Below are 22,046 nucleotides of genomic sequence, written 5' to 3' on the forward strand. Positions count from 1 at the left end.
AAGCTTTGGCAGGTATATTACATTAAAAAGAGTTGTTTGATTAACATATAATTTTAATGAAGGGGTGTTACTTTGGACAATCCTCACGTAAATGTACCCAACGTGTTAACTATAGCTCGTTTAATATTCTCACCTTTATTTTTACCTTTTCTTATTGTTTATTTGTTGCCGTTTAATATCTTTTGGATTAATTGTTTTATTGCAATTATATTTGGGTTCCTAGGGTTGACTGATTTTTTTGATGGTTACATTGCACGTCGATTTAAACAAGAAACACAGTTGGGTCAAATACTGGATCCTATAGCAGATAAATTTTTATTATATTCTACTTTGGTAGCACTATTGGCAGCAGGGAAAATATATTTTTATTGGGTGATCCTACTGATTGGACGAGAAATCTTTATGATGGGGTTACGTAATGTAGCACTAGAACATAATTTCTCGGTCAAAGTTTCTATTCTTGGTAAAATAAAAACTACTTTACAGATGCTGTTTATATTAGTGGTAATTCTCAATCCAGTACAGCATCTTGGTATGCGTAGCGCTCCGCATTGGAATGGTACTGAGGCAGTATTGTTGTTTATTACATTAGCGGTATCCTTGTTATCTGCATATAAATATTATGTATCATTTGCGGATATATTTAACAAAGACCAAAAATCATCTACTTATAGCGGATCTCATACCGCCGATGATGATAATGAATTTACTTTTTAATGGTATTAATAAAGTAGCTTTGTAATGTTTATCAATTTTTTAATCATATTAGGTGCATACGGTATTGGTTCTATACCTACCGGGTTTTTACTTGCCAGGCTTTTAGGTATTCGTGATATTCGTTCTCATGGATCTGGTAATATTGGTGCTACAAACATAGCGCGTGTTTTGGGTAAAAAATATTTTTTCATTATCTTATTGCTTGATGCAGGAAAAGCGTTTATTTATTTAAAATTCCTGCAACATAGTTCAGTCGATCAGGTACTATTATATTATGCCGCTATTGCATTATTATTTGGTAATGTTTTTTCAATTTTTTTACATGGTCAAGGTGGCAAAGGTGTTGCTACGGCAATCGGGAGTATGTGTGCCTTACAACCGGTCATAGTTTTATATGTGTTCTTTGTGTGGTTTACTATCTTTGTATTAACTAAAACCGTTGGGATTGCTTCCGTGAGTGCCGCGATCATATTACCTTTTGTTACCTGGTGGTACGCGCCAGATAATTATGCTTTGATTTTATTTTCTATTGTTTGTAGTGTAATTATTACATGGCGGCATCAAGAAAATATAAAAAAATATCTACAATAACAAGAAGGCGAGTAGTATGAAAAAAACAACTCATTTTATTATGATAGGTATAATGATGGTTAACATGGCAACACAAAGTATGAGACACTCGCATAAAATTAACAAACTGGAAGAACCGCCACAGAAAATTGAACAATTTCATGAAATAGCAACACAATATATTTCTGATGTATCATCATTGTTTAATGATCTTACGCCAGAAGAACGTCTGTTTATTTATTATATGTTTCGTGCAAGTCTACCGGGTAATCGTATTGCCACTGACCAGTTACATCGTCATGGTGTGGTAGTAACTGAATTATTTGAAAATATATTAAATCATGCTGATATAATAAAAAAATGGGTTGATAAAGATGCCTTTGACATTGATCAGTTCCTTAAAGAAACAGAAACATTTTTAGTATATTTGTGGACGAATCATGGGCAATATTTTTTACGTGAAGATGCAAATTCAAAACGTACACCAGAACGGTTGGGATTCAAATCTTTGACAAAGGATAACGTAGAAAAAGCCCTTGAAGCTATAACTATTGAAGGATTAGATGCAAAACTAATGATATTTAATGAGTTGATACCAACTATATTTGATACCTCATTAGAATCTACTTCTTGTGTGGAAGGTAATATTGAAGCAAGTGGTGGCAATATATATGCACCGGGCTTTACACAAAAAGATTTTGAAGCATTACCAGAAGCAGATCGTGCAGGCGTTAACTCCTATTTCTTTATTGATACTATCGATGGCAAACGAGTGCCATGCGTACAAAAATACAAAATTGGCGGTAAATATAGTGAGGAATTAGCGGTAGCATCCCATTGGTTACAAAAAGCATATAATCATTCAAAAAAATATCCAAAGCAGTTTGATAAGCACTTTGTCAAAAGCCTTGAGCTAATGATTAAATTTTTAAAGACGGGTGATGAAGAGCTTTTTAAACAACATTCAATTGAATGGCTCAAAAGTAATAGCCGCTTGGATTATAATTTTGGCTTTATTGAGGTTTATGATGATCCAATGTCTCGCGTAGGTTTATTTCAAGCCGAGGTTACTATCAAATGTATGGATATGAAGAAAGTAAATGTTATATTACCTACGCTTGAAAAACAATTGCCATTTCCTGCTGAGTTTATGCGAGAAAATATAGATGATATATCTGCTATTCCGAACGCATCAGTTAACAAAATAGTATTTAGTTCCGGGCATTTAGGGCCGCTGCGTTGTACTGCTGCATATTGTTTACCAAATTATCCTGAAATTCGTTCCAAATATGGTTCAAAACAAATTATGTATCAACCAGATAAAAGCCTGACATCATTGATAAACCCTAAGCTTGGACGTTTATTATTCAATACAAAGGCACAAGCAGCTTGGCTTGCCAAGCATGATCCAGATGATCAGCTGAGTAGCTTGACATGGGCAGTACATTGTACATTGCATGAAACATTAGGTCATGGCAGTAGCCGACTTGATAAGCATACCTTTAAAGATGGTGAAAAACTGTCTGTTGGTCAAGCAACCTATAAAGTGGGTGATACCATACCGGTTACGGGTGAAAATATTACTGAGTTCTTGGGTGGTAATTTTAATGCGTTAGAAGAGCTTCGTGCAGAAATTATTGCTCTATATACAAGTATTGCGATGTTTGATCAATTGAGTGAGGTTGGATTATATAAAGATTGGCCACAAAAAATTGGTAAAAACGCATTAATAGATCAATTTATTTTTGATATGGCAAAAACCGGTTTGTCGAGACTATTAGTACAGCAAAAGGGTACTAGAGAAATCTCTGGTGCACATGCGCGTGCTAATACAACAATTATGAACTATTTGTGTGATGGTGGTGGTCTTTCTTTGGATCAAGAAGAGATAGAAATTGATAATGTTCCTCATCAAGTTCTTGGATTTAGTATCAAAGATAGAGAAAAAGTTTTGAGTGATATTAGAAACTTGATGATACGAGTGCAAGCTATTAAATCAACTGGTAATGGTACCGATTGTGAAAACCTTATCAATACGTATGGTCGTTATGTACGTGATTTGAAGCATATTGATATTATTCAAGATAATCGAGCAAAAATCATGGGTGATTTAAAAGTGAGCACTCGCATTTATCCAAAACTTAAACCATGTTATGATAAACATCACAAAAAAATAGTAGATGTATCAGCATCATGGCCAGAAAGCTTTATTGAACAGCAAGCTGAGTATCGCAAACAAGAATTGTCATATTTTTAAAATAAAAATAGCTGAGTAAATACAGAGCAATCTGGGCATTTCAAGGCTAAAATGCTATGCTATATATCAGCAGTTTTGCCAAAGGATTAGTCTATGAAATTTACCCAAGTTGCTCAGGTATTTGATAAAATTGAACATATTTCATCTCGTCTTGAGATTACGCAGTTATTAGCAGATTTATTCAAGCACGTGTCTGCGCGCGAGATTGGTATTATTTGTGATCTTTCGCTTGGTCAATTACATCCGCCATATGTTGCTACGCAATTTAATATTGCAGAAAAGATGATGATCAAGGTGGTTGCTCAGTTACTCAATGAGTCTCCGGAAGAAATACGAAAGCGTGCAAAAAAAGTTGGTGATTTGGGTGCATTGGTTGCAGAAGGTTCGTGGCGTTATACCGATGAAATGACTATTACACAAGTTTACCATGAATTGAGCGCTATTGAGCAGATCAGTGGTGAGGGTGCGCAGGAAGAAAAAGTTAATCAACTTCATCAGTTACTCAAAGAATTAGATCCTATTTCTGCTAAGTTTGTAATACGCATTGTACTTGGAAAACTTCGTCTTGGTTTTTCTGATATGACGATTGTTGATGCATTATCATGGATGATCACGGGAGATAAATCACTACGTGGTGTTATTGAAGATGCATATAATGTATGTGCAGATATTGGTTTTATTGCACAACAATTAAAAGAAGGTGGCGTAGAAGCGCTCAAAACACTTGATATTCAAATCGGTATTCCTATTCGGCCGGCTGCAGCAGAACGTCTGCCAACTGCCAAAGATATTATACAAAAAATTGGCCCCTGTATTGCACAGTCAAAATTAGATGGGTTTCGCTTGCAAATTCATATTGACAATACCGGCAATGAACCTAAAGTTCATTTCTTTTCGCGCAATTTACAAGACATGTCATTCATGTTTCCTGATATTGTCAAAGCATTGCAACAACTTGATGTGGATACGATTATTTGTGAAGGTGAAGCAATTGTATATGATCCACATACGGGAAGTTTTTTACCATTCCAAGAAACGGTAAAGCGTAAACGTAAGCATGGCATTGAACAAGCAGCAGAAGAATTACCCCTCAAAGTGTTTATTTTTGACCTATTGTATTTGAATGGTAACTCATTTTTGCATAAAACACATGAAGAACGCCGCAAGCAATTACTGCATGTATTCAATAAATACAAGGGTGATAATGTACAAGTTATTGACGAACAACCAGTTAACACAGCGCAAGAATTAGAAGATTATTTTATTGCTAATATTGCAGCAGGGCTTGAGGGCTTAGTCGTCAAACGTCCCGACTCTGTGTATACACCAGGCAAACGTAACTTCAACTGGATCAAATTAAAACGACAAGAAGAGGGCCATTTAGAAGATACAATTGATTGTGTCATAGTTGGCTACTATGCGGGTAAAGGCAAACGCGCTGCATTTGGTATCGGTGCATTCTTGGTGGCAGTATATAATAAGCAAGAGGATATGTTCCAGACCATTGCAAAAATTGGTACGGGACTGACTGATGAAGAATGGCGAGATCTTAAGAAAAAATGTGATGCACTGGCAGAAAAAGATAAGCCAACTAATATACAATGTGCAAAAGAATTAATTCCGGATGTCTGGGTATATCCTGAATTAGTATGTAGTATTCGTGCAGATGAAATTACATTATCCCCGCTCCATTATGCAGGCAAAACCGTAACGCAGCTTGGTTATGCGTTACGATTCCCGCGTTTTATGGGATATCGAACTGATAAAAGTGCTGAAGAAGCAACGCAGGTAAGTGAGATTAAGCGATTGTATGAAGATCAGTTTAAGAAAATAAACTAACACAATGCTTTGAAAAATTGAGCTTCAGCCACCGGATCAGTTGCGTCAGTAATACTTTTGCCAATCACTACGCCATCTGGCTTTATTGCAATGATCTTATGGATATTATCGCGTTTTATATTATTAGAAATAAAGATAGGCAAATCCGTATTACCGTGTACCATCTCCCATCTGTCTAAAAATGTGAGCGTTTCTTCTTCATACGGTTCATGAAATAATAATGCATCTACACCAAGATTTTTTGCTTCCATTGCGATTTGTCCAACTGACTCAACATCAATTAGATCGAGCATAACTTTTGCATTGAGCGCATGTGCATTGGTGCAAGCAGCATGAATAATATTTTTATTAGTGCCTCCCATAACAGTAACCCAATTAGCGCCGGCTTTGGCGAACAGAGTAGTAGCATCTTTACCACGATCTACAATTTTTGTATCGGCAAGAATCACACTGTTTGGTAATGCGTTGCGAAATGTTTTTACCGCATGTGTACCATGATTTAAAATTAGTAATGAACCAACCTCAATAATATCTGCAAATGGTGCGATCTGTTGGGCTATTGTAATGGCTTGATCTAAATCGGTAATATCAAATGAAATTTGTAATTTCATAAATAGAATTCTCCTTAATTGAAGTATAAGATGGAATATAAGTTAGTATACTAACATGAATGGTTACTAAAAATGCATACTAATCACCAGTTTGTTCAAGATAGCGTTTATCTTCTTGCTTGTATTTGGTGTAAGGGAGCCCGAATAAGTAAGAAAGATTAAGCATGTAGAGTGTGCTGTCTATTAAATTGACACCTTTTTTGGCGTATATATCGGGCAGAATAAGATTTGGGCCTTCTTGTGTAAGTGTAATACCTTCGGGTACTACTATATGCTTGGGTTTGGCAATAATAATGATCGATTCGAATGGGATGATATTGCTATCAGGTTTTTCTATTTTTTGTGTGTTCCAAAATACTTTATTTGTTTGTGTGTCATAGTTCTGTTGTATTTTATATAAAGCAGTTGCGGTACCAGGGTTAAATGCTAAATGTCGGATGGTATTGCCCAGCATAGGCACCGGTACAATACGATCGGTAATAACCATATACACATAAGGTTCTGCATGTTTACGAGGAAAGGTGATTTGCCCTGTTAAACTTGATACATCGATAAAACCGGCATAACTTGCGGTAATACCTGCTTGTAGGCATTGGTTAGTAGCACATGAAATAGTTTCTTTAGCAAGTTTTTTACCACATTGTAATCGATCCGCTGTCTCTTGTGCAAATTGTTCATCATGAGGATACGGACGCACAAAAAAAGTAATAATTGGATCAGTCAACAAGTTTTGTTGTGATAATAAACATGTTATACTCAAAATAAGTTTATATAATTTCATAACAAACTCCTTTATACAAAAAACTCTAGCAAAATAGAGTTGCCAAAATCCACCATTTAAGGAATTGCATTGGATATCCGTACCATATTTGATACAAAAACAGCAGACATTTGGGATCGTTTTGTTGCCGATGAACAATTGACCGTCAAGCAGGCAGATCAATTTGCCCACTATTTTAAGCTTCTTATTGAATGGAGTCAGAAGACTAATTTGACTACCATTACTGCTCCTACTGCAGTCATTCGGTATCATTTTCAAGATTCACTCCAACTAGGACATGTTATTGATTTGCATAACGAACAAACCATTATTGATGTTGGTACCGGTGCGGGATTTCCAGGTATTCCACTTGCCATCAAATATCCGCATGTTGAAGTTGTATTGGTAGAAGTAAGTCACAAGAAAGTTGCATTTTTGGAATTGGTGATTAATGCACTTAAATTAGAAAATGTTGATTTATATACATATGATTGGCGAACCTTTTTACGTAAAACTGACTATCCCGCCAATTATATTTGCGCGCGCGCATCATTGCAGCCAGAAGAACTTCTACGTATGTTCAAACCAGCAAGCCCGTATAAAGATGCAACGCTTGTTTATTGGGCATCAAAAGAATGGCAACCATCTACAAAAGAGGCGCCGTTTGTACAAGAAGAGATTCCATATTCAGTAGGCAATAGGAAACACAAGTTAGTATTTTTAAAAAAATAATATGCCATAATATTTCCAGCTAATTGCGCTTCAATCTGTTCTGAGTATACTAGAGCTACTATATTAACTTACTTCTTTGCGTTATTGTATTACTTCAGAAAGGGTGCATATGAAAAAGGGAATTGTAACGAGCTATGTGTCTGGATTATCAGATACACATGGTGAAAGTTATACCCGTATTTTAAAATATTTTGTACCAGAATTTGTTACCGCGTTTTTATTATACTCATTACCATTTTGGCTTGATGCCTATTTTATTAGTTCATTAAAATCTACTTCCACGTATGCCACGCTCGGGGTTACCAGTACCCTTGTCCACTTGTTAATCAAAGTAGCAGAGGGTGTTTCGGTAGGGACTGTTATACTGAGTGGTATGTTTAATTCCCGTGGTGAATACAAAGATGTTGGACGTTCCGCCCGCGATGCATTTTGGCTGAATATGTTAGTGGGTGCCGTTTTTGCAAGTGCATTATATTTAGGGGCTTACCGCATTTATGCATTCTATGGTGTGCCGGATAAAATGATTCAACTTGGTGTGCCATTTTTACGCCTGCAAGCAATGGGTTTGCTGTTCATGTTTACTTCACTCAGCTTTATTGGGTTTTTACGTGGCATAAAAAATACCAAGGTACCAATGGCAATTTTTATTACCGGGATTTTTACCTTTGTTATTTTTGATTATGTTTTGATTTTTGGCAAAATGGGGTTTCCTGCGCTTGGCTTGGAAGGCTCTGCTATTGCTTCAGTCATACGGTATGGTGTTATGGCGCTTGCAGCCATAGGTTATACTTTTTTACATCCACATAATCGTAAGTATGGTATTGAATTATTTTCCATCATGCGTGACATTTCCTATGGTTGGCGACTTGTGGTTCTCAGTTTGCCGGTCATACTCGACAAATCAATTATGGCGCTTGCATACGTGTGGCTTAGTAGTATGTTGTGTACATTAGGCAAAGAAGGTGCTGCTGCGTTTTCTGTACTCAAAGATATGGAGCGTTTTGCTATACTACCAGCTCTTGCCTTTGCCCAGGTTATTACACTTTTGGTTAGCAATGATTATGGGGTACAAAATTGGGATGGCATCAAGAGTAATACAAAAAAAATTCTATTTTTATCGTCAGTCATGGTTATAGGTGTATTGCTTTTTTTTGGTATGTTTTATGAGCAACTGATTTGCTTATTTGATACAAAGGGTAAATTTACCGGGCTTGCAGCTCAAGCGTTCCCAATTTTGAGTGTACTTATATTCTTTGATTTGTTACAATTAATACTTGCCGGAGCACTCCGAGCTTCTGGAAATGCCAATATTGTTATGATTGTTCGTTTGGCGGTATGTGTTGGTTTTTTTGGACCACTTTCGTATCTGTTTTCCAAAATGCAGATTGCGGACAATAGTTGGCGATTTATCTTGATATATGGCGCATTTTACGTAGGCAATGCACTCATGAGCTTAGCCTACATTCATCGGTTCCGTGGCAAAAATTGGAACAAGCAGTCAATTTAGTAGAGGCATTATGACAAAAGTTACACGCGAAGAAATTATCTATATTGCAAATATATCAAAAATTACTATCCATGAAGATGAGATAGGCGCATTAGTTGAACAAGTAGATCAGGTGCTCAGCTATGCAGAGCGTGTACAAGATATTGCAGCTGATATTCAAGAGCCACCCGTAAAAAATGTGAATGTGTTCCGTGAAGATGTGGTGGTATCAACGGACCCAGAACCTATTCTTGCGCAAGCCCCTGAACGAGAAGGTAACTACTTTGTAGTGCCACGTATTTTAGAAAGCAACGAATAGAACATCGCACATAGGAATTATCATGAAAACACTTGCTTTTGCATCTATTAAAGAGCTCAAAAATAAATTACTTAAAAAAGAAATAAGTACACCCGAATTGCTCAATTTTTTTCTTGACCGATTCAAAAAATTTGATGGCGATCTCGGTTCTGCTATTGAAGTTTTTGATGCAGCATCTATTTTAGATCGTGCTCAATCACAAGGGTTACTTGAGGGAATTCCCGGTCTTATCAAAGATAATATTGCCCAACAAGATCGCGGCCTTTCATGTGCATCAAAAATATTAGAACCGTTTAAATCTACCTATGATTCCTGTGCAGTGCATCGTTTAAAAAAACATGGTGCATTGTTAATTGGACGTGCAAATATGGATGAATTTGCCATGGGTAGTTCAACTGAAACATCTGCATTCAAAAAAACAAAAAATCCTTGGGATATGAGTCGTGTGCCAGGTGGATCAAGTGGTGGTTCTGCAGCAGCAGTTGCAGCAGGTTTGGTGCCGTGGGCGCTTGGATCTGAGACGGGTGGATCAGTGCGACAACCAGCTGCATTTTGTGGCCTTGTAGGCCTCAAGCCGACGTATGGATTGATATCGCGTTATGGGTTGGTTGCCTATGCTTCATCATTGGACCAAATCGGTATTTTTACACGCTCGATATATGACAATGCATTAGTCCTTTCTACTATCGCAGGGCATGATTTACGAGATTCATCAAGCTTGTATGTACAGAAAAAAGATTATGTAGAACAATTGTCAGATACATTGCCGGACAATGTACGTATTGGTGTGGTTGATAATGCGTTACATGCAGAAGGAATGGATCCTGAAATTGTTCGTGCTATAGAAGAAGCAATCACGGTGCTTGAAAAACGTGGTGCAAAAGTTAAACGTATTTCTATGCCAATGCTTGATTATGCAGCAGCAACCTATTTTATTGTCAGCCGAGCAGAAGCAGCTTCTAATTTGGCGCGATTCGATGGCGTACGGTATGGTATGCGAGACAAGCAAGCGCAAACATTAGATGCTATGTATTCAAATACACGTCATGATGGATTTGGGGCGGAAGTAAGATCGCGTATTATCATTGGTAACTACGTGCTATCCGCCGGTCACGCAGGCCAGTTTTATAACAATGCCAAAAAAGTGCAACGTATGATTCGACGTGAATTCATTGATGTCTTTAATGATGTACATATGCTTATTATGCCAACACATCCAGCACCGGCATTTAAATTTGGTGCATATTCGGTAGATAAATTACAAATGGATTTACAAGATTACTTTACCTGTGCAATGAACTTGGCAGGTATCCCTGCGGTTTCAGTTCCATGTGGTTTTACAAGCAATAACCTGCCGATTGGTATGCAATTGGTTGGGCCACATTTGTCGGAGACATTATTGTACCGCGTGGGGCATGTCTATCAACAACATACTGACTGGCATACAAAGCATCCGCAGGGTTTTTAGCAGTACACATGAGATTTTGAGCAATCCTTGTTTTGTTACTTCTTGATACAGTATTCTGTCTGTAGCCCGGTAGGTATCATAATCAAGCAGGGGGAAGCAGTGGATGAAGAGTGCTCGATACAGTGTGCTTATCCTAAGTATATTGATGTTGTATCCCCATATAATTGGTCTTGCTGTTGATACTTCATCATCTACACTACCTGCATCACAAGAAGAGGTGCAGCAAGCTGCTCAAGAGACAGTACCAAAAAAAAGAAGATATCTTTTACAACGAAAACCAAAAAAAATACGGTTGCCTAAACGGCGCAAATCCCGCTATCCGGAAGGAACCACCTATGCAGCACAAAAAGTAGGTGGCATACTCAAAGATGCGTTTATATTAAATGTTAACTTAATTTCTTGGGATACTTTTAAAATTCTTGCGAGTACATTTCCATTGTTTGTTGGTGCTCGCATGATTGATGAAAATATTCAAATGCATTTTTACGACCCGGTGTACCACAAAAATATTCGGCAATTGCCCAGATGGTGCCATGATGTTGCACAAAAATCAATTGCAGCACCCATTGTATTACTTGGTCTGCAAGGGCTTTTTTCCCATGAAGTGGAACTGTTCCAGTCAAGCCGAATGATGTTAATTGGCTTGCCGTTTGTTATTTGGGGTAAAGAGATTATCAAAAAAGCACGATTTGATAGTTGCTTCAGACCGTGGAACCAGAAATTTTCATGCAAAAAACGTGCATATGGCGGATTCCCGTCAGGGCATACCGCAGAGGCAGTATATGTAGCAGTATTATATGGCATGCGATATGGTCCCAAATATGCTATTCCACTTGGATTATTAGCGGGTATTATCGGTACCACGTTTGTTAGTTGTAATCGCCATTACCTATCACAAGTAGTTGGTGGTGCAACACTGGGTGCTATGTATGGTGTAGCTGCAAATCGATTAATTGACCAAAAATTGGGTGATAATTTGATGGTGGGTATGAAGCTTGATCACCGTGGTACACCAGCCGTAGAACTTTCTTATCGTTTTTAATGAAGATCAGACATGAGTGTGGTATGCTGATGCACATGTGCAAAAAAAAGGTTTGACCATAAAAAAGGTATAGTATGCTCAAAAAAGGGATATTATTAATACCACTCATATTATCAGTTGGTATATTAATGCTAGGTACCTCGTTTAATCTATTTAATGTAGAAGCTATAGCATCTTCTTCTCATGCAGTTGCCAAACAGGTGGCATCATATGCTACGTATCCATGTTTGGTTATGCAACATAAGCTCATAGAACCGATAAAAATCTGGTGGCAATACAAGCATTCTATGCATGAGTTGCATGACACTATTACACAACTGCAGAACCAGTGCGATAGTCTCAATGCAGAAATTATCGCATTGCGTGCATCACATGCGTATGCAGATGATATTGTTGAAGTACATGAATTCAAAAAGCGATATGAGCGAGAGGCTCGTATTGTGCAAATTATTGCCAAAAGTTTTTCGGAACAATCACACCATTTTTTGGTTGACGCGGGAGTGGCAGATGGTATTCAGCAGGATATGGTAGCAGTGTACAAAAATTGCTTAGTCGGTCGTGTGGTGGAAGTGTATCCGTGGTACAGCAAAGTACAATTAATTACTGATGCTGGATGCAAAGTATCCGCAACGTGTGCTACCAGCCATGCATTGGGTATTCATCGTGGACAACAAATGGGTGACAAAACAATTATGCAATATGTGAGTCATCTGGATACGGTGAAGGTTGGTGATGCAGTGATTTCAAGCGGTGAAGGCTTAGTGTTTCCGCAGGGTTTTGCATTAGGTACTATTGCAACTTGTCAGCAGAATGGACTTTATTATGCTATAGCGGTCAAGCCAGCACTCGATTTACAGCAGTTACGCTATTGTGTATTATTGGCTCGAGCAACATAACAATACAGAGGAGTTAGTATGCATTATAAAAGAATATTATTGGTAGCAACCTTATGTGGTATTATGCATATGTCGTCATATAATATGGAACAGGTTGAAGAACTAGATGGGCCATACAGATATATAGAATCCATCCGAGCATTGGTTGAACAACATGTAAAAGAAATGGAGCGTAAGGCTATACGCACAGCACGGGAACAGATAGATGCATTGAAACAAGAAATGCCTCAAATAAACGACGAGAATTCTCTTGCTGTATTTATGGAATCAATAATCTCAGTTATGGAACCATTAGAAAAAAAAGTGGGGCCGTTAGATGAATCTAAGGTTGAAGAATTAAAAAGTTTGTTTGAGAGGCAGGTTGTACAAGTACCTACAAAAGCACATGAACGACAATCAGTTGCACGTATAGCCATAGAATTAATAGGTAAACATATTAACTACTTAGAAGAACGTATAGAAGATGCAACACAAGAACCATTTTGGGTTGATACATCGAAGTATAATGCTACTCAGATACTCAATTCTACAACCTGTTTGAGTGATTCTTCGGCAAAGTCACTCATTAGGATAGCACGTATATTGCATAGAGGTGCAAATCCAAGTGCATTATATTGTGGATACACCGCACTGCATCGCGCTATGCTGGAAGATATGGCTTCTATACTCGTACTGGTCAAGCTTGGTAAGGCCCATGTAGATGTTTTGGATAATCAAGGAGAGACACCTTTATTGTTCCCGATACAACATGCGGATATAGCGCGTGCAGAACGCAACATACGAACTTTATTGGCACTTGGAGCTGATCCAAACAAGCAGGATCAAATGGGTATGAGCGTATTTATGCATGCAGTGCAGCGAGGGGCATCTGAGTTTCTGATATATCAATTTTTACGATACGGTGCACGTGTAGACTTGACGTGTAACCATAATAAAAAAGCACGTGACTATTATTCGGGAACATCTGATATAATAAAAAATATGTTAGAACATGGGACCGAATCTGCCGATTATCAAGCTATTAAAGATACCGTACCAAAAACTTCCGAAGGTGAATATTTCATTAGCTATATTGAACAGAACATGATCTGGGCTCTTGTCGAATATGAAGTGCAATTAGAGGATTCTATAGCCAAGGAATATGCAGGATTTGAGCAACTCATATGAAGAATTTTTGACGATACCCACCAAGAGCTCTAGGAGACTCTCTATACCTGGATAAAAAAGAGTAAAAAATAGCAATTTTATCTTTGACTTTAGGCTGAATTTCCTCTACAATCTTCTTTATTGAAATTATCTGATAAGGGCGGTTAGCTCAGCTGGTAGAGCATCAGTCTTACAAACTGGGGGTCACAGGTTCGAGTCCTGTACCGCCCACCAGAATACCCATCAGATATAATCTTTGAATATGTTCCTCGGTAGCTCAGTCGGTAGAGCAAACGACTGTTAATCGTTAGGTCGCAGGTTCGAGTCCTGCCCGAGGAGCCAAACTATTTTCTACCCCTACCAGGGGCCAGAAAATCCACGAATTGTGGAGCTGTAGCTCAGTCGGTTAGAGCGTCCGCCTGTCACGCGGAAGGTCGCGAGTTCGAGTCTCGTCAGCTCCGCCATTTATTTTATAAAAAAATGACTGGCATTTTCCTATAAAAATGAACTATAAAATTAACCCGGTGTAAAAGCCGGGTTTTTTACTACTTACAGGTTTACAAATATGGTTAGATTGTTAATTATATATGTAATAATCACTCTTAATTAAACCTATCACTTGAAGTTTTATGCAAAATCTTTACTATCGAATAATAGTAGAGTGTTTTTAATCTTATTTAGGAATGGAGGATTCTGCATGAAGATCATGCAAAAATTTTTTATGCTTTCGTTAATATTCCTTCTTATTGGTTCAATTTCTTATGCTATGGAGAAGCCAGAGCATAAACTTGCTCTTGAGCTGCAATCCAAAGGCAAAGGGAAGACAAGGAAAATAAATGAATCAAGTTCTGCTCCTCAAGTTAATCAAGAACAACCCGTGTCAACTGATACAAGTGATATAGCCAAATTAAATCGATTATTGGCTAAAGTATTTGCGCAAGCACCCATAGATGTCAAAAACATTGTGAATCACTTAAAGGATCCAGATTTCTTTGAAGAACCTAGTTATAGATTTGCATTTTTTATAGGTGCACCTGGTGTTGGTAAATCAACACAAGCAGATGCGGTTGCAGCGGAATTATTGCAATATGGATGGTCACATCAAAAATATGCGAGTACAGACTTCCAAGATAAAAATAGGGGTGGTACTGCCGAAAAATTAAACAAAGTATTAAATTCGATAGATCCTAAGCAAAAAACTTTATTATTAATAGAAGAGATCAACCATCTTTTTGAACATGCAGATGATAGGCATCATGATACGGATGCAACATCAAAATCTTTGTGGTCTTTTTTAGATGCACAAAGGTTTAATCATAATTTTTTTTTGGTTGGGACTATGAACAAAATTGAAGATGCCCCACAACAAATTAAAAGTAGAGCACTTGGTAAAAATATATGGATATCAGAAGCGGTAGGTGATGCCGTTAAGATAGACATATTGCGTACCTGTTTTGCAGGCAAAAAATTTACTACGTTGCACACATCATGTGATGATGCTTTTTTTAAAGAGTTTGTACAGAGGATTATCGATTGGAATATACGGGATTTAACGTCGCTTGTTTTTAAAGCAGAGGCAATTTTCAGAAGAAAAGATCAGACAAGTAAAAAAAGAGTTATTCGTAAAGAACATTTAGAAGAAGCCTTAAGAGAGCTTGTAGATGAAAAAAAACGTGTTAAGTGGGGAAAGCAGAAGGAATCAACAGCTGAAAGACAAGATCGTCTTTTTATACAACAGCAGTTTATACAGTTAATTTTAGATATGAAAGCTGGAAAATTTAATTCTACAACCGTGAGGGAGATTACGCGTTTTATGTCAGATACTATACCCTTTATGGGTGAATCTCCAGAGGATAAACTAAAAGTTATGACTCATATATTTACTGATGAACAATGGGAAATGATGAGAAAATTAGTTGAAAACGGTGATAAAAGACGTGCTCAAATTGATGCGAGAAAAAATCGTTGTGCAATTCAATAGTTTTTAAGGTGTTATTAGTTTATCTAAAATTAAATGGATGTGTTATATGATTAGAAAAATTATGTGTTTTATGCTTTTATCTTTGAATACATTACTGGTACCAATGAGCCCCAAGTCAGTTGTTTTGGTTAATGTTGCAGCTCAAGAAAATTTGCCAGTTTCTCGCTCAATCCTTCCTGTAGCATTAGGTACTGACAAAAATACTTCTTATGGATATGATCATGCATCAGTCAAGCAGATGCCCCATTCGCCACAAAGCGAATATACCGCATTGCAGCTTGCAGGTGAAAAAGTAGCACTGGAAAAATTACAAACAGATCTAAAAGAAGAGCTTGAAGGGTGGTTATTGCCTTTTCAGCAAAGATATAAAACACAGCAAAAAGAAGAAGTTGATAGGATATTGGCAGATCCGCTTACAGATGCATTAGCTACTATTAAAACCGCTGATATAGAAACTGCTATTGATGCGTTTGATAGATTTAGTAATGGCATCTTGTGGCCTGATGTGCGAAACAATGGAACTCAAGTATGCACAGGTAATATACAAACAAATCTTCCTGCTAATCAAAAAAGAACCTATACAGAACAAGAATATGCAGTAGCAGAAAATTTATTGAAATCACGTGATGATTACAAGGCATATGTAGCCCAACAAGAACAATTGAACAAACAACGTGAGGAACAACAAAAGAGAACACCGAGTCCTGATCTCGATATGGATATGCTATCTACATCTGCTTATAGTAGCACCCACAACATTAGTTTAAAAATTGACCAACGCATTACTAATGCATTAAATAAAATCGATGTCAAAACGATAGATGATTTACCGCAGTTTTTAGATGCTGTAGGGCAGACACTTAATGATCTGGAACAACAAGGATTACTTGCGCCAGAAGAGCAAATTAATGCTTTGGTTATAATGGTTGGTACTTATTTACAAGATATGGCGGATACGGGAAAATGGAAAGATAATTTTGTAGAGTTTGTGGAACAACAAGGTCAGTCAATGAGAGATGCTGCAAATGCTGCTTATAAAGATTTTCGTGAAAAAAATCCTGAATTGAATCTTCCTGAGGGTTTAGACTATGGAAAAATTGAAGAGCTTGATCAGATTATTTCATCAACAATAGATGAAGATTTGAACTTATCACCAGAAGAAAAAGTATATGTAGATAGAGCGAGACATCTGGGTAAACTTACCCGCACCGGTTTTATATATGCTGCTTTTTTATATACCACAGGAAAGTTAGGGGCTTGGGAGGCTGCTGGCTTTGTAAATACAACTACAGTACCTATTTTAAAAAATGGTTATTATGAGGTTAATGGTTTTAAGTTCACAGAATATTATTATAATAGGTTGTGGAAGAATGGTAGGCATTATCCTGGTTTAAGAGCTGAATCTATATTAAAGGGTGCAGAGAAGATTTTACCAGATCCTAAAGGCTATCCTGGTTTTTATAAGTATATATATGATGGTTGGGAAATGGTATACAATCCATCCACAAAAATTGTTTCTCATTTATCTGGACTAAAAAATAAATAAGGATCACATTAATGAAAGATATCTTTATTACACCAAGTGATATAAAAAAAGACATAAAAGAGATAGAGCAACTTGGCGCTCAGGTTTCACAAAGATTGAATTTAATGGCCCAAAATATTAAGTATATATTTTCCAAAATAAAATTATGTGAAAATATCGAATCTGCAGAAAATTATTTTGAGATTTTAGATGATATTCAATCGATGTTATCAATATTAGTGTACAAATATGATATGGGCATACCGGATCGCTTGTGGCGATTCATGAGTGATTTTGATAATTTTGAGGAAGCTAAAAAGTATTATTTCCCACAAATAAAAAGTGGAGAATATTCCTTTTAAGGTATAACTAAAATAAAAAGACTCTCATTTAATTTATAAAACGATACCTTTTTTTTCGGTATAAATAGCCCTAACACTTTCAGCTCAATACTCCTAACAATAGCGTTAATTCCTCTTTGAATATACTCCATCTGAAGGTTCGACTGTGTCCGGCGAAGCTTTAGCGAAGACGGAAGTGTACCCAGTGTTTGCCGCCATACGAAATGATTAGAACTATTTACGATCAAATCGAATAGAAAAATGTATAAATATTAACCTGGTCTAAATGCCAGGTTTTTTGCTTTCTCAGAGGCGTTTGACTGATATTATTATTCTTAGTAACATAGTATTAGTTATATTTTTAACCCTAATGCCCAAGAGGTTCATATGGTTTTTAGCATTCTTCATATACCATACCGAACACAACTTATCGTTTCTCTCATAGAGGCTCCTTGCTGGCGTTGGGCTAATTCTTGGCGTTAAGCCACCTATTCTTTTTTCCCTAAATTTATAATTTTTTTTGTTTTATCAAAAATTTGCTTTTGAGTGGTTTTTTCTGCTCTTAAAGCCTATATATCTATTGTATAAGGATTTATCATGAATAAATTTTTAATAATCGTTTTTACATGCTTTTTTTCTTCTTTGGTAGCAATAGCAGACGAATATAATTTTAGATTGGCAACACCAACAGACCTTGATTCATTAGTTAATTTAATGAACAAGGAAGCATCAACAGAAGAGGGAATTGTTATCCCACCTAAAAAATTTCGTAGTGCTTATTTCCAAAGTGCTATAGAAAATAATGAGCTATTTGTAGTTACCCAAGGAGAACATATTATTGGATATAAAAAGCTTTTTGTAATAGATGATCAAGAAAAGCAATTATCTATTCTAGAAGATGAAATTCGTTGTCAGGGTGCTGATAGTGAGCTTATTTATAATGGTGTTATTTCGTATGAAAATAATGTAATAAACTTTTTTGAGCATAATGATCAACAACTTAAGATTGACAATGCAGTATATATTTACAATGGTGGTGATTTTACCAAAAAAGAGTATAGAGGACAGGGTTTAAATAAGTTACTTATGCAAAAAGCACTTGATTCAATTGCGTCAAAAGTAATTGACTATATACAGCATAATAAGAGTGCTTATATTGCGTTATTATACGGTATAACTGAAAATAATGGTTCATATACACCTGGAGCTATGCATGACAGAACAAGGCCAATTGTGTCTCAATTTGTACCATTTGCTCAACACGTAGCAGCGTGTATTGGTTATTCATCAAAAATAAATTCAGTTTTACATACACGCTATCGTGCATTTAAGCCTAGTTTTGATCAGGAAAGTACAGAATTTAAGCCTCTATCTGATGAATATGCAGTACCAGGGGCTGGAGTTGTATTAGCCTTTCCGCTTAAAAAAGAGGTGTTGCATGAAGATTAAACTATTAATTTTTTTAACAATCATGCTTCTTGTTGGTATAAGTAGCTATTATTATTTGTCATCAAGAGAACCAATCGGTTCTCTTGATGATATAATGATTAGAAACTTACAAGAATATATTCGGATTGATACAACACATCCGAATCCTAATTATCAACAAGCATTGTGCTTGCTTGAATCATATGCATGTAGAGATGGCTTTCTATTCAAAAAAATTATGCTTCCTTCCGGAAATCCAGTTGGAATTATTAGTTTTTTGGGTACCGATTCATTCAAGCCCTCTTTAGTGCTTAATCACCATATGGATGTGGTACAAGCAACAAATGTAGCTGAATGGGTGGCAGATCCATTTGCAGCACAAATAATTGACGGTAATCTTGTTGGCAGAGGGGTGCAGGATATGAAGGGGATTGGCATGGTTCACTACTTTGCGCTCAAAGCATTAAAAGACAGTGGATTTGTACCAAGCAGAACTATTCATATATTAGCTGTGCCAGATGAGGAAGTTGGTGGATTTAAAGGGACTAAAGAATTTGTTAATTCTGATATATTTGAAAGTCTTAATATCGGGTTTGTTATTGATGAGGGACATGCATCAGGTTTAGACGATGTACTAGAGATCAAAGTTTCAGAGCGTAAACCGATTCAAATTATTGTACATGGTAAGGGTGCGTTAGCACACGGTTCGCATTTGCAGAATTTTAATGTTGCGCATGAACTTATACAATTTCTTAACTTCATAGTAAATCTTCATGTTAAAAGTCAGATTGAATCGCGTACTACAGCTCCTGGAAAATTATTATCATTAAATATTAGTTCTTTGACTGCAGGTGTTCGTAAACCTGATGGTACTGTAGCCTATAATATGATTCCAGATGATGCTCAGGCTTCAATAGATATTCGTGTGCCCCCAACTATTAAGAAAAAAGATGTAATTGAATTATTAGATGATGCATTTAAGAAGTATCGACATTTGACGTATAAAATTATGGCTCAAGCAGATGAAGAACCAGATTTTTCTGAAGATGAAACATTCTTATATAAAGAACTTAAAAAAACAATTCAATCATTTGGCTATGATGTTAAACCACATTATTTTGAAGCATCATCTGATTTGCGGTTTTACTTGGCTAAAGGCATAGATAGTGTAGGGTTTACGCCATTTACCATTCAAGATAATATTCATGGTACAGATGAGTCTGTTCCCGTGAGACAATTAATAAAGGCGCGGGAAATTATGACTGAATTTATTCGTAACTTTACGGCTTAGTGGATTACTTTTATTTGAACAATTATGACGTGGATTATACTTAAATACTGGGTTTAGTTAGAGAGGATATATTGAGAGCGTCAGGTTATGTCATGAATTTTATGTGAACGTAAATCCATGAAATGTTTGTTTATTCTTACTATAGAAATTAACCCGGTGTAAAAGCCGGGTTTTTTTATTGCTTTTTAAATATGCAAAAACTATTTCTTATAGATGCAGATTTTCTTATTTGTTTAATTTTTTTATATCTAGGTATATAAATAGTTCAGATTACTTTTTAAAAATGAGAGTAGCTATTATGAAAATAACTTTTTTCGGTGCAACAGAAGATGTGACTGGTTCAAAATATCTGGTTGAACACGAGCATACAAAAGTTTTAATTGATTGTGGGATTTTTCAGGGCAATGAAGAACTTAATAAACGTAATTGGGATCCATTGCCGATTGATCCAAAAACAATTGATGCTGTTGTACTTACGCATGCGCATATAGATCACACGGGATATGTACCATTATTAGTTAAAAATGGTTTTAAGGGAAAAATTTATTGTTCCAAAGCAACGTATGCATTATGTCGTATTCTGTTAATTGATAGTGGGGCAGTGCAAGAAAATAATGCTGAAAAAGAACATAAAAAGCCATTATATACGCGAAAGGAAGCTGAAGAATCACTGAGGTATTTTCAGACGGTTGCGTATGACTCACCAATTGTATTAAGTGATTCATTATCCTGCACATTAATTCGTTCCGGACATATTTTGGGATCGTCATTTATTGTGTTGTCGGATGGCAATACTACATTGACCTTTTCCGGAGATCTTGGGCGACCGGACCAAATAATTATGAAATCTCCGCCGCAACTCAAACATACTGATTATTTAGTATTGGAATCAACGTATGGTGATCGGTTACATGATATAGGAGATCCGATAGAGCAGTTGCGAGACATTATTAATCAAACGGTGAAAAAAGGTGGCAAGATTATTATTCCTACATTTGCTGTAGGGCGAGCGCAGAAAGTTTTATATTATTTATATCAATTGAAACAAAAACATACTATTCCGAATATTCCTATTTTTCTAGATAGTCCAATGGCTATTAAAGTGACAGATTTATATTGTGAATTCCCCGATGAGCATAAATTTTCAGTAAAATTATGTGAAGATATTTTTGGTATTGCAACGTACATACATAATATTGATGATTCAAAGCACATTGATCGTATGAAGGGGAGTGCCATTATTGTGGCGGGCAGTGGAATGGCCGATGGCGGCCGTATTGTGGACCATTTTAAACATTTTATCTCTGATGCCAAGAATACTATTGTTTTTGTGGGTTATCAGGCAGATGAGACCAGAGGTCGTGATTTAGTACGTGGTGCACGAGAGATAGGGATAGATGGCAAGACATATCCCGTGCGTGCAGATATAAAGAAGCTAGATATGCTTTCTGCACATGCTGATTATAATGAGATTTTGGCATGGCTTAGTTCTTTTGGCCATATTAAACAAGTATTTCTAACCCATGGTGAAATACAAGCGTCGGAATCGTTACAAAAGAAAATTAAAGAACGTTTTGGATGGCAGGTAGTTATCCCAAAATATGCAGAATCATTTGAATTAGTTTAAATGGTTCGGT

General features: G+C 36.5%; 19 protein-coding genes and 3 tRNA genes. 20 read left to right on the forward strand and 2 right to left on the reverse strand.

Features of this window, described 5'->3' with window-relative positions:
* Window positions 1-72: 72 nt before the first annotated feature.
* The 4 genes from pgsA (at window position 73) to PK943_00695 (ending at window position 5,383) form a co-directional block, all read left to right on the forward strand.
* Window positions 73-717, forward strand: a complete 645-nt coding sequence (pgsA, locus tag PK943_00680) for a CDP-diacylglycerol--glycerol-3-phosphate 3-phosphatidyltransferase (protein ID HRN77733.1) — start codon at window positions 73-75, stop codon at window positions 715-717.
* A gap of 24 nt (window positions 718-741) precedes the next feature.
* Window positions 742-1,308 carry a glycerol-3-phosphate 1-O-acyltransferase PlsY gene (plsY, locus tag PK943_00685; protein HRN77734.1) on the forward strand — a complete coding sequence of 189 codons (567 nt, stop codon included), beginning with the start codon at window positions 742-744 and terminating at the stop codon, window positions 1,306-1,308.
* 16 nt (window positions 1,309-1,324) lie between these two features.
* On the forward strand, window positions 1,325-3,544 hold the full coding sequence (locus PK943_00690; GenBank protein ID HRN77735.1) for a hypothetical protein: 2,220 nt from the start codon (window positions 1,325-1,327) through the stop codon (window positions 3,542-3,544).
* Between the two features lie 93 nt (window positions 3,545-3,637).
* On the forward strand, window positions 3,638-5,383 hold the full coding sequence (locus tag PK943_00695) for an ATP-dependent DNA ligase (GenBank protein ID HRN77736.1): 1,746 nt from the start codon (window positions 3,638-3,640) through the stop codon (window positions 5,381-5,383).
* Here the strand turns inward: PK943_00695 and PK943_00700 are convergent.
* Complete coding sequence (locus PK943_00700; protein HRN77737.1) at window positions 5,380-5,994, reverse strand: orotidine 5'-phosphate decarboxylase; 615 nt, start codon at window positions 5,992-5,994, stop codon at window positions 5,380-5,382. The two genes, PK943_00695 and PK943_00700, sit on opposite strands and share 4 nt — an antisense overlap.
* Before the next feature lie 79 nt (window positions 5,995-6,073).
* Window positions 6,074-6,775: a hypothetical protein gene (locus PK943_00705; GenBank protein HRN77738.1), complete on the reverse strand. Its 702-nt coding sequence runs from the start codon at window positions 6,773-6,775 to the stop codon at window positions 6,074-6,076.
* A 69-nt stretch (window positions 6,776-6,844) separates the two neighbouring features.
* Between PK943_00705 and rsmG the strand changes: the two genes are divergently transcribed.
* From rsmG to PK943_00785, 16 genes are all read left to right on the forward strand, one after another.
* Window positions 6,845-7,486, forward strand: coding sequence for a 16S rRNA (guanine(527)-N(7))-methyltransferase RsmG (gene rsmG / locus PK943_00710; GenBank protein HRN77739.1), 642 nt, complete (start codon window positions 6,845-6,847; stop codon window positions 7,484-7,486).
* A gap of 109 nt (window positions 7,487-7,595) precedes the next feature.
* Window positions 7,596-8,993 carry an MATE family efflux transporter gene (locus PK943_00715; GenBank protein ID HRN77740.1) on the forward strand — a complete coding sequence of 466 codons (1,398 nt, stop codon included), beginning with the start codon at window positions 7,596-7,598 and terminating at the stop codon, window positions 8,991-8,993.
* 10 nt (window positions 8,994-9,003) lie between these two features.
* Window positions 9,004-9,291, forward strand: a complete 288-nt coding sequence (gatC, locus tag PK943_00720) for an Asp-tRNA(Asn)/Glu-tRNA(Gln) amidotransferase subunit GatC (protein ID HRN77741.1) — start codon at window positions 9,004-9,006, stop codon at window positions 9,289-9,291.
* Between the two features lie 22 nt (window positions 9,292-9,313).
* Window positions 9,314-10,759, forward strand: a complete 1,446-nt coding sequence (gene gatA / locus PK943_00725; protein HRN77742.1) for an Asp-tRNA(Asn)/Glu-tRNA(Gln) amidotransferase subunit GatA — start codon at window positions 9,314-9,316, stop codon at window positions 10,757-10,759.
* A 103-nt stretch (window positions 10,760-10,862) separates the two neighbouring features.
* Entirely contained in the window at window positions 10,863-11,801 is a 939-nt protein-coding gene (locus tag PK943_00730; protein ID HRN77743.1) for a phosphatase PAP2 family protein, read from the forward strand.
* 74 nt (window positions 11,802-11,875) lie between these two features.
* Complete coding sequence (gene mreC / locus PK943_00735) at window positions 11,876-12,697, forward strand: rod shape-determining protein MreC (GenBank protein HRN77744.1); 822 nt, start codon at window positions 11,876-11,878, stop codon at window positions 12,695-12,697.
* Window positions 12,698-12,715: 18 nt separating this feature from the next.
* Window positions 12,716-13,864: a hypothetical protein gene (locus PK943_00740; protein ID HRN77745.1), complete on the forward strand. Its 1,149-nt coding sequence runs from the start codon at window positions 12,716-12,718 to the stop codon at window positions 13,862-13,864.
* A 137-nt stretch (window positions 13,865-14,001) separates the two neighbouring features.
* Window positions 14,002-14,077: transfer RNA gene (locus tag PK943_00745), tRNA-Val, on the forward strand.
* A 32-nt stretch (window positions 14,078-14,109) separates the two neighbouring features.
* Window positions 14,110-14,185 (forward strand) — tRNA-Asn (locus PK943_00750).
* A gap of 45 nt (window positions 14,186-14,230) precedes the next feature.
* Window positions 14,231-14,307, forward strand: a tRNA-Asp gene (locus tag PK943_00755).
* A gap of 233 nt (window positions 14,308-14,540) precedes the next feature.
* Window positions 14,541-15,824 carry an AAA family ATPase gene (locus tag PK943_00760; protein HRN77746.1) on the forward strand — a complete coding sequence of 428 codons (1,284 nt, stop codon included), beginning with the start codon at window positions 14,541-14,543 and terminating at the stop codon, window positions 15,822-15,824.
* Window positions 15,825-15,870: 46 nt separating this feature from the next.
* Window positions 15,871-17,370: a hypothetical protein gene (locus tag PK943_00765; protein HRN77747.1), complete on the forward strand. Its 1,500-nt coding sequence runs from the start codon at window positions 15,871-15,873 to the stop codon at window positions 17,368-17,370.
* Window positions 17,371-17,381: 11 nt separating this feature from the next.
* Window positions 17,382-17,711, forward strand: a complete 330-nt coding sequence (locus tag PK943_00770; GenBank protein ID HRN77748.1) for a hypothetical protein — start codon at window positions 17,382-17,384, stop codon at window positions 17,709-17,711.
* A 576-nt stretch (window positions 17,712-18,287) separates the two neighbouring features.
* On the forward strand, window positions 18,288-19,139 hold the full coding sequence (locus tag PK943_00775) for a GNAT family N-acetyltransferase (GenBank protein HRN77749.1): 852 nt from the start codon (window positions 18,288-18,290) through the stop codon (window positions 19,137-19,139).
* Entirely contained in the window at window positions 19,129-20,409 is a 1,281-nt protein-coding gene (locus tag PK943_00780) for a M20/M25/M40 family metallo-hydrolase (GenBank protein ID HRN77750.1), read from the forward strand. Before PK943_00775 ends, PK943_00780 begins: the two co-directional genes overlap by 11 nt.
* A 298-nt stretch (window positions 20,410-20,707) precedes the next feature.
* Window positions 20,708-22,036: an MBL fold metallo-hydrolase gene (locus PK943_00785; GenBank protein ID HRN77751.1), complete on the forward strand. Its 1,329-nt coding sequence runs from the start codon at window positions 20,708-20,710 to the stop codon at window positions 22,034-22,036.
* Window positions 22,037-22,046: the final 10 nt, after the last annotated feature.

It is taken from the genome of Candidatus Dependentiae bacterium (assembly GCA_035445995.1).
Lineage (GTDB): Bacteria > Babelota > Babeliae > Babelales > Vermiphilaceae > DAOMRS01.